8 protein-coding genes are annotated in these 12,733 nt (G+C 72.4%); all 8 read left to right on the forward strand.

Features of this window, described 5'->3' with window-relative positions; translation table 11 throughout:
* The first annotated feature begins 162 nt into the window (after window positions 1-162).
* The 8 genes from B4915_RS02610 (at window position 163) to B4915_RS02645 (ending at window position 12,732) form a co-directional block, all read left to right on the forward strand.
* Complete coding sequence (locus B4915_RS02610) at window positions 163-900, forward strand: SDR family oxidoreductase (protein WP_425436306.1); 738 nt, start codon at window positions 163-165, stop codon at window positions 898-900.
* Window positions 901-1,329: 429 nt separating this feature from the next.
* Window positions 1,330-5,940 (forward strand): glutamate synthase large subunit, encoded by a 4,611-nt coding sequence (gene gltB / locus B4915_RS02615; RefSeq protein WP_105804291.1) that lies wholly within the window; start codon window positions 1,330-1,332, stop codon window positions 5,938-5,940.
* Window positions 5,933-7,384 (forward strand): glutamate synthase subunit beta, encoded by a 1,452-nt coding sequence (locus B4915_RS02620; protein WP_105804292.1) that lies wholly within the window; start codon window positions 5,933-5,935, stop codon window positions 7,382-7,384. Before gltB ends, B4915_RS02620 begins: the two co-directional genes overlap by 8 nt.
* Window positions 7,385-7,496: 112 nt before the next feature.
* A complete protein-coding gene (locus B4915_RS02625; RefSeq protein WP_105804293.1) occupies window positions 7,497-8,141 on the forward strand; it encodes an NAD(P)-dependent oxidoreductase in 645 nt (214 codons plus the stop codon).
* A 54-nt stretch (window positions 8,142-8,195) separates the two neighbouring features.
* Window positions 8,196-9,767 carry a methyltransferase gene (locus tag B4915_RS02630; protein ID WP_105804294.1) on the forward strand — a complete coding sequence of 524 codons (1,572 nt, stop codon included), beginning with the start codon at window positions 8,196-8,198 and terminating at the stop codon, window positions 9,765-9,767.
* A gap of 27 nt (window positions 9,768-9,794) precedes the next feature.
* Window positions 9,795-11,120 (forward strand): histidinol dehydrogenase, encoded by a 1,326-nt coding sequence (gene hisD, locus B4915_RS02635; RefSeq protein WP_105804295.1) that lies wholly within the window; start codon window positions 9,795-9,797, stop codon window positions 11,118-11,120.
* The gene (gene nrdR, locus B4915_RS02640) at window positions 11,120-11,668 is read left to right on the forward strand and encodes a transcriptional regulator NrdR (RefSeq protein WP_105804296.1); all 549 of its coding nucleotides are present in this window, start codon (window positions 11,120-11,122) and stop codon (window positions 11,666-11,668) included. Before hisD ends, nrdR begins: the two co-directional genes overlap by 1 nt.
* Window positions 11,669-11,679: 11 nt before the next feature.
* Entirely contained in the window at window positions 11,680-12,732 is a 1,053-nt protein-coding gene (locus tag B4915_RS02645; protein WP_105804580.1) for a quinone-dependent dihydroorotate dehydrogenase, read from the forward strand.
* The last annotated feature ends 1 nt before the right edge of the window (window position 12,733 follow it).

Below are 12,733 nucleotides of genomic sequence, written 5' to 3' on the forward strand. Positions count from 1 at the left end.
GGCGTCGTCACTGGACGAGCGCCCTCGCCGTGGTTGCAGCGTACTCGCTCCGCACGTGTCCCGATACCCCGTAGCGCCGAAGACGGATGGTGTCTACTACCCTGGAGGGCAGACTGTCCACTCGATTGAGGAGCCCCTGTGACACAGATTCTCGAACCCGGCATGCTCGCCGGCCGCCGCGCCCTGGTGACGGGCTCGTCCCGCGGCATCGGCGCGGACACGGTGCGCTACTTCGCGGAGGCCGGCGCCGATGTGGTCATCAACTTCCGGAACAAGGCCCCGCGGGCCGAGAAGCTCGCGGCGCAGCTCGGCGAACTGGGGGTGCGCGCCATCGTGCAGGGCGCGGACCTCACCGATCCGGAGTCGGTCGCAGTGATGATGACGGCGGTCCGGGAGGAGTTCGGCGGCCTCGACATCCTGGTGCTCAACGCCTCCGGGGGCATGGAGAGCGGGATGGGGGAGGACTATGCGCTGAAGCTGAACCGCGACGCGCAGCTCTCGGTGCTCGACGCCGCCCTGCCGCTGATGGGCGAGGGATCACGGGTCGTGTTCGTGACGAGCCACCAGGCCCACTTCATCCGCACCACGCCGACCATGCCCGAGTACGAGGCGGTCGCCCTGTCGAAGCGGGCGGGCGAGGACGCGCTGCGGGAGCGGATCCCCGAGCTCGACGAGCGCGGGATCGGCTTCGTCGTCGTCTCGGGCGACATGATCGAGGGCACCGTGACGGCGACGCTGCTGAACCGCCTGAACCCCGGCGCGATCGAGCAGCGCCGCGAGCAGGCCGGCCGCCTCTACAACGTCTCCGAGTTTGCGGCCGAGGTGGCGCGCGCCGCGGTCGAGCCGGTTCCCGCGGACCACACGCGTCTCGTCGGCGACACCGCGAGCTTCGGCGGCTGAGCGCTCGTCCTCGGGAGGGCCCGGGGGCGCCGGGATCGGCGTCTCCCGGGCCCTTGCCGTCTCCGGAAGGGCCGGCGGCTTGCGATGCGTGTCCGATAATCGGACATCGCGCGCGAGGTGATGCGGGTATCGAACGGGCCTTCCCGCGGCCGCGATTTCGAGGTCACGACGGCCGTGTTTCGAGAATGTTACGGCGAACGCGGGTGTTCGGCGAATGTCAAGCGATTCCGCACGATATGCGGTGTATATGCGCGCAATTCCGAATCCGATGTAGAAAGTACGATGACGGATTCGTTTCACCGAAGAAACGGGTGGTAAATTTGAGTCTCCATCCACCGTCGCGCCGCCTCGCGACCCCAGCGGGACGCGGTGCGGCGCGCGTGGGACCGCCCGGGTCGCCGACGTCCCGCCGACCGAGAGAGGACGTCGATGACGGTTCGCCCAGCATCCCCGAACGCCACGCCCGCCCGCCCCGACGCGCCGACGGCCGTCGGCCTCTACGATCCGGCCGAGGAGCGCGACGCCTGCGGTCTCGCCTCCGTCGTCTCCCTCACCGGCGAGCCGAGCCACTCCATCGTGTCGCTCGCGCTTGCCGCGCTGGAGCACCTCGAGCATCGCGGCGCGGTCGGCTCCGACGCGGGCACCGGTGACGGCGCCGGGATCCTCTGCGACCTGCCCGACACCTTCATCCGAGCGCGGCTCGCCGAGCTCGATCCCGCCCTGCGCTTGCCCGAGGCCGGCGGATACGCCGCGGGCCTCGTCTTCCTGCCGCGTGCCAGCACCGAGCGCCGCGCGGCGCGCTACCGGATCGCGGCCATCGCCGCCGAGGAGGGCCTCACGGTGCTCGCCTGGCGGCCCGTCGCCGTCCGTCCCGAGGTGCTCGGCGCGAGCGCCCTCGCCGCGAGCCCCGAAATCGAACAGCTCATCCTCGTACCCGCCCCCGGCAGCGTGCCGGGCCCCGATCAGCTCGAACGGCAGTCCTACCGCACCCGCAAGCGGATCCAGCACGAGACGGGGTGCTACCTGCCCTCGCTGAGCTCGCGCACCATCGTCTACAAGGGCATGGTCACCACCCTGCAGCTGCCCGCCTTCTACCCGGAGCTCTCCGATGAGCGCTTCGAGAGCCGCTTCGCCATCGTGCACTCGCGCTACTCCACCAACACCTTCCCCTCCTGGCACCTCGCCCAGCCGCTGCGCATGGTCGCGCACAACGGGGAGATCAATACGGTGCGCGGAAACCGCAACTGGATGCGTGCCCGCGAAGCGCAGCTCGCCAGCGAGGCGCTCGGCGATGTGCGCCCCCTGCTGCCCATCTGCACACCGGGAGGCAGCGACTCGGCGAGCTTCGACGAGGTGCTCGAGCTGCTGGTGATGGCCGGCCGCTCCCTGCCGCACGCCCTCGCGATGATGGTGCCCGAGGCCTGGGAGTCCGAGACGGGCCTGCACCCGCGGCTCGTCGACTTCCTCGAGTACCACTCGCTCGTGATGGAGCCGTGGGACGGGCCGGCGGCGATGATCGCGACGGATGGGCGCGAGCTCGTCGCCACGCTCGATCGCAACGGTCTGCGGCCGGGCCGCTACCTCGTCACGGCTGACGGCATCATGGTGATCGCCAGCGAGACCGGCGTGCTCGACATCGCCCCCGAGCGGGTGATCCGCCGCGGCCGCTTGCAGCCGGGCCGCATGCTCGCCGTCGATCTGGCGACGGGTGAACTGCGCGACGACGAGGCCGTCAAGGCCGAGCTCGCCGAGCTCGCCCCCTGGGGCGACTGGCTCGAGGCGGGGCGGATCCGTCTCTCCGAACAGCCCGAGCGCGAGCACCTCGTCCACCCGCCGGCCTCCATCAGCCGCAGGCAGCGCACCTTCGGCTACACGGAGGAGGAACTGCGACTGGTCCTCACCCCCATGGCCCAGCACGGCGTGGAGCCGATCGCGGCAATGGGCACGGACACCCCCATCGCCGCGCTTTCCTCACGGCCCCGACTCGTCTACGACTACTTCGTGCAGCAATTCGCCCAGGTCACGAACCCGCCGCTGGACGCCCTGCGCGAGGAGCTCGTCACCAGCCTGGTGACCAGCATCGGCCCGCAGGAGAACCTGCTCGCGCAGTCCGTGGAGCACGCGCGGCAGGTGATCCTCGACTTCCCCGTGATCGACAACGACGCGCTCGCCCGCATCCAGCACTTCGGTGACGATCCCGAGCGGGAGCGCGCCGTCACGATCCGCGGCCTGTACCCGGTCGACTTCGGCGCGAAGGGCCTCGCGGACCGCCTGGAGGCCATGTGCCTGGAGGCGAGTGCGGCGATCGAGGCCGGCGCGGAGTTCATCATCCTCTCCGATCGCGATTCCAACAAGGACCTCGCCCCGGTCCCCACGCTGCTCGCCGTCTCGGCGGTGCACCACCACCTCATCCGCGAGGGGCAGCGCATGCGCGTCGCCCTCATCGCCGAGGCCGGCGACGTCCGCGAAGTGCACCACGTCGCCGCCCTCATCGGATATGGCGCCGCCGCCGTCAACCCCTACCTCGCCATGGAGTCGGCGGGACTCCTGGTGCGCAACGGCTCCATCACGGGCGTCACCGAGGAGGAGGCGATCGCCAAGCTCATCAAGGCGCTCGGCAAGGGCATGCTCAAGGTGATGAGCAAGATGGGGATCTCCACCGTCGCCTCGTACTGCGGCGCTCAGACCTTCGAGGCGATCGGCCTTGCACCGGAACTCGTCGAGCGGTACTTCACGGGCACGGCGAGCAAGCTCGGCGGCGTCGGCCTCGACGTCCTCGCGGCGGAGGTCGCGGCGCGGCACCGCGCCGCCTACCCCGACGATCCCGCGGCGCTCGCCCACAAGAAGCTCGAGACGGGCGGGGAGTACCGCTGGCGGCGCGGAGAAGAGCCGCATCTCTTCGACCCCGAGACCATCTTCAAGCTCCAGCACGCCACCCGCACCGGGCGACGCGAGATCTTCGCCGAGTACACGCGGCGGGTGAACGAACAGCAGGAGCGGCTCATGACGCTGCGCGGCCTCTTCCGCTTCGCGCCCCAGCGCCCCCCGGTCGGCCTCGACGAGGTCGAGCCCGTCAGCGCGATCATGCGGCGCTTCGCGACGGGCGCGATGAGCTACGGATCGATCTCGCCGGAGGCGCACGAGACGCTCGCCATCGCGATGAACCGGATCGGCGGGCGCTCGAACACCGGAGAGGGAGGGGAGAGCGAGGAACGGCTGCTCGACCCCGAACGGCGCAGCGCCATCAAGCAGGTCGCATCGGGGCGCTTCGGCGTCACCTCCATGTACCTCACCCACGCCGACGAGATCCAGATCAAGCTCGCGCAGGGCGCCAAGCCGGGGGAGGGCGGCCAGCTGCCGCCGCAGAAGATGTACCCGTGGATCGCGCGCACCCGTCACGCGACGCCCGGCGTCGGCCTCATCTCGCCGCCGCCGCACCACGACATCTACTCCATCGAAGACCTGAAGCAGCTGATCTTCGACCTCAAGCGCGCCAATCCCTCCGCCCGCATCTCCACGAAGCTCGTCGCGCAGAGCGGGATCGGGCCCGTCGCGGCGGGCGTCGCGAAGGCGCTCTCCGACGCGATCCTCATTTCGGGGCACGACGGCGGCACGGGCGCGAGCCCCATGAACTCGCTGAAGCACGCCGGCTCGCCGTGGGAGCTGGGACTCGCCGAGGCGCAGCAGACCCTCATGCTCAACGGCTTGCGCGAGCGTGTCGTGCTGCAGGCGGACGGGCAGCTGAAGACCGGCCGCGATGTGGTCGTCGCCGCCCTGCTCGGCGCGGAGGAGTTCGGCTTCGCGACGGCGCCGCTCGTGGTCTCCGGCTGCATCATGATGCGCGTCTGCCACCTCGACACCTGCCCGGTCGGGGTCGCCACGCAGAACCCCGAGCTGCGCGACCGCTTCACCGGCAAGGCGGAGCACGTCGTCAACTTCTTCCGCTTCATCGCGGAGGAGGTGCGCGAGATCCTCGCCTCGCTCGGCTACCGATCCCTCGACGAGGCCATCGGCGACACCGCCGCACTCGACGTCGACGACGCGATCCGGCACTGGAAGGCGGAGGGCCTCGACCTGACGCCGATCCTCCGCGGGCCCGTCTTCGCTCCGGAGGAGCCGCGCCGCCACGGCGCCGCGCAGGATCACGAACTGGAGCGGCACTTCGACGGCCGCCTCATGCCGATGGCCGCCGACGCCCTGGAGCGGCGCGAGCCCGTCGTGATCGACCTGCCGATCCGCAACATCGACCGCGCGGTCGGGACGATGCTCGGCCATGAGGTCACCCGCCGGTACGGCGCCGAGGGCCTCGCGCCCGGGACGATCGACGTCACCCTGACCGGCTCGGCGGGTCAGTCGCTCGGCGCGTTCCTGCCCTCCGGCATCACGCTGCGCCTCGTGGGCGACGCGAACGACTACGTGGGCAAGGGCCTCTCGGGCGGAGAGATCGCGATCCGCCCGCATCCCGACGCCGGCCATCCCGCCTTCGGCAACGTCATCGCGGGCAACACGATCGGCTACGGCGCGACGAGCGGCCAGCTGTGGATCGCGGGCACCGTGGGGGAACGTTTCCTCGTGCGCGGCTCGGGAGCCACCGCCGTGGTCGAGGGCACCGGAGACCACGCGCTGGAGTACTTCACCGGAGGTTTCGCGCTGATCCTCGGACCGACCGGCCGCAACATCGGTGCCGGGATGTCCGGTGGCGAGGCCGTGATCCTCGACCTCGACCAGTCAGACATCAACGCGGCCGAGCTCGCCTCCGGCGCGCTCATGCTCCAGCCCCTCGACGCCGGGCAGCGCGAACTGCGCGAGCGCGTCGCCGAACTCCTGCGCCGTCACCGCGAGCAGACGGGCTCGGAGCTCGCAGCGGGGCTGCTCGCCGAGCTCGCCACCGACCCCGAGCGCTTCTACGGACGCCTCACGAGGCTGATCCCGCGCGGCTACTCCCGGGTGCTCGAGATCCGGGTGCGCGCCGATGAGCAAGGCATCGACCCCGACGGGGAACGGGTGTGGACCGAGATTCTGGAGGCGACCCATGGCTGATCCCCGCGGATTCCTGAAGGTGCGCGAGCGCGAACTCGCGCCGAAGCGCCCGGTCGCGCTGCGGCTGATGGACTGGCGCGAGGTCGTGGACCCCGCGGACCCCACGGTGGTCGCCCGGCAGGCCTCGCGCTGCATGGACTGCGGCGTGGCCTTCTGCCACCAGGGCTGCCCGCTGGGCAACCTCATCCCTGAGTGGAACGACCTCGTCTACCGCGGCCGGGAGCGCGAAGCCATCGAGCGCCTGCACGAGACGAACAACTTCCCCGAGTTCACCGGCCGCGCGTGCCCCGCGCCCTGCGAGTCGGCGTGCGTGCTCGGCATCAACCAGCCGGCGGTCACCATCAAGCAGGTCGAGAACAGCATCATCGATCAGGCCTACGCGAACGGCTGGGTCGCACCGCAGCCCCCCTCGCGGCTGACGGGCAAGACGGTGGCCGTCGTGGGCTCCGGGCCCGCCGGGCTCGCCGCGGCGCAGCAGCTCACACGCGCCGGGCACACCGTCGCGGTCTACGAGCGAGATGAGCAGCCCGGCGGCCTGCTGCGGTTCGGCATCCCCGACTTCAAGCTGGAGAAGGCGCTCGTCGCGCGCCGGATCGAGCAGCTGAAGCAGGAGGGCACCCGCTTCCGATGCGGTATCGAGATCGGCCGTGACATGTCCTGGAGCGAGCTGCGGCGGCGCTTCGACGCCGTGATCGTCGCCACCGGTGCCACGGTGCCGCGGGATCTGCCGATTCCCGGGCGCGAGCTCGACGGCGTGCTCTTTGCGATGGACTACCTCACCGCTTCGAACCGGGTGCAGTCGGGTGCACTGGACGCCACGCCCTTCGATGCGGCCGGGAAGCACGTGGTGGTGATCGGCGGCGGCGACACGGGCGCCGACTGCATCGGGACCGCCCACCGTCAGGGCGCCAAGTCGGTCACCAACCTCGCGATCGGGCGCAAGCCGGCGGAGGTCCGCGGCGAGACGCAGCCGTGGCCCATCCACCCGACGCTCTTCGAAGTGTCGAGTTCCCACGAGGAAGGAGGGGAGCGCCGCTACCTCGCCTCCACCGTCGAGTTCGTCTCGGACGGCGCTGGGGCGGTGCGTGGTCTCCGGGTCGCCGAGACCGGCTTCACCGAGGCGGGGCGCGTGCCGATCCCCGGCACGGAGCGCCTCCTGGAGGCGGATCTCGTGCTCATCGCCATGGGCTTCACCGGCCCGGAAGAGGTGCGGGATCCGGCGCTCGCGCTCGATCGGGAGCCTCGCGGGGGCTTCGCCCGGACCGCGGACTTCGCGACGGAGGTGCCGGGCGTGTTCGTCGCGGGGGACGCGGGACGGGGACAGTCGCTGATCGTGTGGGCGATCGCCGAAGGGCGCGCGGCAGCGGCGGCGGCCGACCGCCACCTCATGGGCGACACGGTGCTGCCCAGCCCGGTCAGCGCCCGGGACCGCGCCTTCGCCTGAGCCGTGCCGGGGGGCCGCTCTTCGCGCCGGACACGCGGGAATAGCCGCCCGCCTGCGCCGGTTGTCGCAGGGGAGGGAGCGCTGACCGGCATCCCCCGACGAGAGGAGTGGCATGACTCAGGTAACGGTGATCGGCGGCAGCGGCTACGCGGGTTCGCACATCGTGGAGGCGGCCGCCGTGCGCGGCCTCCCGGTGACGAGCGTGAGCCGCGGCGAGGCCGCTCAGCAGATCGCGGGGGTGCGCTACGTGCGGGGCTCCATCACCGAGGCGGCTGACCGGGCCGCGGCCCTGCAGGGCGCGGACGTGGTCGTGGTGGCGGTCTCGCCCCGCGGTGAGATGGCGGGTGAGGTGCGGCCGGCGATCGCGGCGCTCGCGCGCGAGGCCGAGGCCGCCGGGGTGCGTCTCGGGGTGATCGGCGGCGCTGGCTCGCTCCTCGTGGCCGACGGCGGGCCGAAGGTGATGGACACTCCGGAGTTCCCGGACGAGATCAAGCCGGAGGCCGCCGAGATGGGCGGGGTGCTCGATGATCTCCGGGCTGCCCCGGAGCCGCTCGACTGGTTCTACGTCAGCCCCGCGGGATCCTTCGGGGCGTGGGCAGCCGGCGAGTTCCGCGGCGAATACCGGGTCGGCGGCGAGGTGCTGCTGACCGACGCGGAGGGGAACTCCGAGATCTCGGGCGCCGACTTCGGAGTGGCGATCGCCGACGAGATCGAGCACCCCCGGCATCACCGTACCCGCTTCACGGTCGCCTACTAGCCAGTGCGCCGCGCCGGTGGGACCGGCGCGGCGCATACGCCGTAGGCTGGTGCGGTGGATGCTGCACTCATCGATCGGCTGCGCGGGGATCTGGACGCCGCCGACTATCGCGCCGACACGGTCGCATCGCTGCTGGGGGACGGAGCGGAGTCCGCGCGCCTGCGGGGCGTCTTCGCTCCCGCCCGGCGGCTGCGCGAGCGGGAGACACTGGCGGAACGGCGGCCTCTCGCTGCGCTGATCCGGATCCTCCTGCTCGGCGAGGCGCTGTCGGAGGGCTGCGTCGAGCGAGCGCTGCCGCGGCTCGGCGCGGCTGGCGCTATCGAGCTCGGGCTGCTCGCCCCCGACCGTACGGGCGCGCTGCGGGCGGCGCTGTCGCTGAACCCCGTCGAGATCGCGGACGCGTCGTCGCAGCATCCGCGCCGGTGGTGGATCCTCTCGGACCTCGACGACCAGCTCCGCCTCGGCCCTGCGCGCCCCGACCACGTCATGGGAGTGGGAGGGGCCACCCGATCCCTCATCGGGCAGGCGCCGCTGCACCGCCTCGCGGGCGAATCGGGGGACGCGAGCCTGGACCTCGGCACGGGCTGCGGCATCGTGGCGCTCCACCTCGCCGCGGCCGGATCCGCTCGCGTCGTCGCCACCGACATCTCCGAGCGGGCGCTCACTCTCGCGCGGGCCAACGCCCGGCTGAACGGCCTCGCCGACCGGATCGACTTCCGGCACGGTGATCTTTTCGCGCCGGTCGCGGAGGAGCGCTTCGCGCTCATCCTCTCGAATCCTCCCTTCGTCATCTCGCCGCGGGGGAGCGAGGCTCCGGTGTACGAGTACCGCGACGGCGGTGTCGCGGGAGACGGGCTCGCGGAGCGCGTGGTGCGCGAGGCGCCCGCGCGGCTGGGCGAAGGGGGCGAGTTCCTGTGCCTGGCCAACTGGGAGTCCCACTGGGGGGTGAACGGCCTCGAACGCGTGCGCGCCTGGATCGCGGCAGCGGCGGAGGAGGCGGGCCCGCTCGACGCCTGGGTGATCGAGCGCGACCGCGTCGACCCGGCGCGCTATGCCGAGACCTGGGCGCGGGATGGCGGCGCGCGCCCGGGCAGCGAGGACTTCGACGCGCTGATGAACGCGTGGCTCGCAGACTTCGCCCTCCGGCGCACGGTGGCGGTGGGGCTCGGTTCCGTGCGCGTGCGCCGGGCGGAGGCCTGGCGCGAGCGGGGGGTCGTGCACGTCGAACAGGCAGCGGGCGCCTACTGGAGCGCGGAGGCGCCGGGGCGCGCGCTCTCCGGCGCGTGCGACGCCGGCATCGCGGCCGCGCTCATGAGCGACGCGGAGGCGCTGGCCGCTCGCTGGCTGCTCGATCCGGCGGTGAGCGAGGAGCGCACGCACCGGCCTGGCGAGGAGGCGCCGCGGGCGATCACTCTCGGCACCGACCGGCCCATCGCCCGCCGCGTGACCGCGGACCCGCTGCTCGCGGCGGCCATCGGCGCGTGCGATGGCGAGTTGACGCTGGCGCAGATCGCCGACGCGCTCGCCACCCTCCTCGAGGTCGACCCCGGGGCTGCCGCCGAGGCCCTCGTGGCGAGCGCCCGCGAGCTCGCCTGGTTCGGCATGCTCGTCCCCGCCGTCGGCTGAAGCACGGGACACTAGACTGGTTCGGTGATGCGAACGATTGATCTGCGGGGCCGAGCACTCTCCCGGGCCGAACTGATGGACCTCGTTCCGCGCGCGGCCGTGAGCGCCGAAGAGGCGGTCGAGCGGGTGCGCCCGCTCGTTGCGGACGTCGCCGCGCGGGGAGCGGCGGCACTGCGCGAGCAGGCCCGGGAGTTCGACCGCGTCGAGGGGCACGCCCTGCGCGTACCCGTCGAAGCGATCGGCGCCTCGCTCGCGGACTGCCCGGCCGAGGTTGAGGCCGCGCTACGCGAGCTCATCGCCCGCTTGCGCCGTGCCTCCGCCGCCCAGGTGCCCGCCGAGCAGATCACCCGCATGGCCGACGGAGCCACGGTCACGCAGCGCTGGCAGCCGGTCTCCCGCGTCGGCCTGTACGCGCCCGGGGGGAAGGCCGCGTATCCCTCATCCGTGATCATGAACGCGGTCGCCGCGCAGACCGCGGGCGTGCCGACGCTCGCGCTCGCCTCGCCCGCCCAGCGGGACAACGGCGGGCTGCCGCACCCCGCGGTCATGTGGGCGGCGGCGCTCTGCGGCATCGAGGAGGTGTACGCGATCGGCGGCGCCGGAGCGATCGCCGCGTTCGCCCACGGAGTGAGCGAGATCGGCCTCGAAGCCGTGGACGTGGTGACCGGCCCGGGCAACGTCTTCGTGGCCGCCGCGAAGCGGGTCGTCTCCGGCAGGGTGGGCATCGACTCCGAGGCTGGCACCACGGAGATCCTGATCATCGCCGACGCCACGGCGGAGCCCGCGTTCGTCGCCGCCGACCTCATCAGTCAGGCCGAGCACGACGAGGCCGCGGCGTCGCTGCTCGTCACCGATTCGGAGGCGCTCGCCGAGCGGGTGCTCACGGAGGTGGCGCGTCGCGCACCCCGGACCCGCCACGCAGCGCGGGTGGCCGCCGCTCTCGGCGGTCCTCAGTCCGCCGTGATCCTCGTCGATGACCTCGCGGCCGCGGCCCGCGTCAGCAACGCCTATGGTCCCGAGCACCTGGAGATCCAGACCGGCGACGACGCGGCGGTGCTCGCGGCGATCAGCGACGCCGGTGCGATCTTCGTCGGCGGCTACACGCCGGTGAGCCTCGGCGACTACCTGGCCGGTTCCAACCACGTGCTCCCGACGGGTGGCACCGCGCGTTTCGCCTCCGGGCTCGGTGCCCACACCTTCCTGCGCCCGCAGCAGATCATCGCCTACGACCGCGCTGCGCTCGCCGAGGTCGAAGCGCCGCTGCTCGCCCTCGCCGGAGCGGAGGGGCTGCCCGCGCATGGCGAGGCCGTCAGCGCGCGCTTCGCGCGCGCCGCAGAGGCGGGGGCGCGCTGATGCACTGCCCGTTCTGCCGCCACCCCGACTCGCGCGTCATCGACTCGCGCACCGCGGACGACGGCCTGTCGATCCGCCGCCGCCGCCAATGCCCCGAGTGCGGCCGTCGCTTCACGACGACCGAGACGGCGAGCCTCACCGTGATCAAGCGCTCCGGCGTGGTCGAGCCCTTCAGCCGGGAGAAGGTGATGAGCGGTGTGCGCAAGGCGTGCCAGGGCCGGCCCGTGACCGAGGGCGACCTCGCCGTGCTGGCCCAGCGGGTCGAGGAGTCGGTGCGCTCCAGCGGAATCGCCCAGTTCGACGCGAACGAGATCGGGCTCGCCATCCTCCCGCACCTGCGAGAGCTCGACGAAGTGGCCTATCTGCGCTTCGCGAGCGTGTATCAGGCCTTCGAGTCGCTCGCCGACTTCGATGCCGCGATCGCCGAGCTGCGCGCCCACCCCGGCGGCGCCGCCGAAGCCCACGAGGGCGAGACGCGCGGCACCGGCGAGCACGAGGCACGCGCGCACGACCATGGCCGCGACGCGGCCCGAGCCTCCGAGGAGTGACGCGCATGCGCCTGTATCCGCTGCTGTTCAACACCGTGCTGCGGCGCATGGACCCCGAAACCGCGCACCACCTCGCCTTCCGGGTGATCCGGGCGGCCCCGCTCCTCGGGGCAGTGGTGCGACGGCTCTGCGCGCCCCACCCCTCGCTGCGGGTCCGCGCCCTCGGAACCGAGTTCCCGAGCCCCTTCGGGCTCGCCGCCGGCTTCGACAAGAACGCCGAGGCCATCCAGGGCCTCGGCGCCATCGGCTTCGGACACGTCGAGGTGGGCACCCTCACGCGGCACGCCCAGCCCGGCAACCCCCGGCCTCGCCTCTTCCGGCTCGTCGAAGACCGCGGACTGATCAACCGGATGGGCTTCAACAACGCGGGGTCCGCCGCGGCCGTACCGCGCATCGAGCGCGCGCGGCTGTCGCGCCGGCGCCCCGTGATCGGCGTGAACATCGGCAAGAGCCGCGTCACCGAAGTGGAGGACGCCGTCGGCGACTACGTCTGGAGTGCCCAGCGCCTCGCGCCGATCGCCGACTATCTCGCGGTCAACGTGAGCTCTCCCAACACGCCGGGACTGCGCGGCCTGCAGGAGCTCGAGATGCTGGAGCCGCTGCTCGCCGCGGTGCGCGAGGCGGCCGGAAGCACCCCGCTGCTCGTGAAGATCGCGCCGGACATGGAGGACGAGCAGATCGACGGGATCGTTGCGCTCGCGCAGCGACTCGGCCTCGCGGGGATCATCGCGAACAACACGACGGTGTCACGGGACGGCCTGTGGGCGAGCGACGAGGACATCGAGCGCATGGGAGCCGGCGGACTCTCCGGAGCCCCGCTGAAGCGGCGCTCGTTGGAGGTGCTGCGCCGGATCAGGGCCGTGGCGCCGGACCCTGCGTTCTGCGTGATCGCGGTCGGCGGAGTGACCGATGCCGCCGACGTCATCGAGCGGCTCGAATCCGGCGCGACCCTCGTACAGGGGTACACGGCGTTCGTCTACGAGGGGCCGCTGTGGGTGCGCGCGATCAACCGCGGACTGCTGCGCGCCGGGTGGCAGCAGCCGAGGGAGCGCGTGCCGTCCTGAC

Source organism: Leucobacter massiliensis, assembly GCF_002982315.1.
GTDB lineage: Bacteria > Actinomycetota > Actinomycetes > Actinomycetales > Microbacteriaceae > Leucobacter > Leucobacter massiliensis.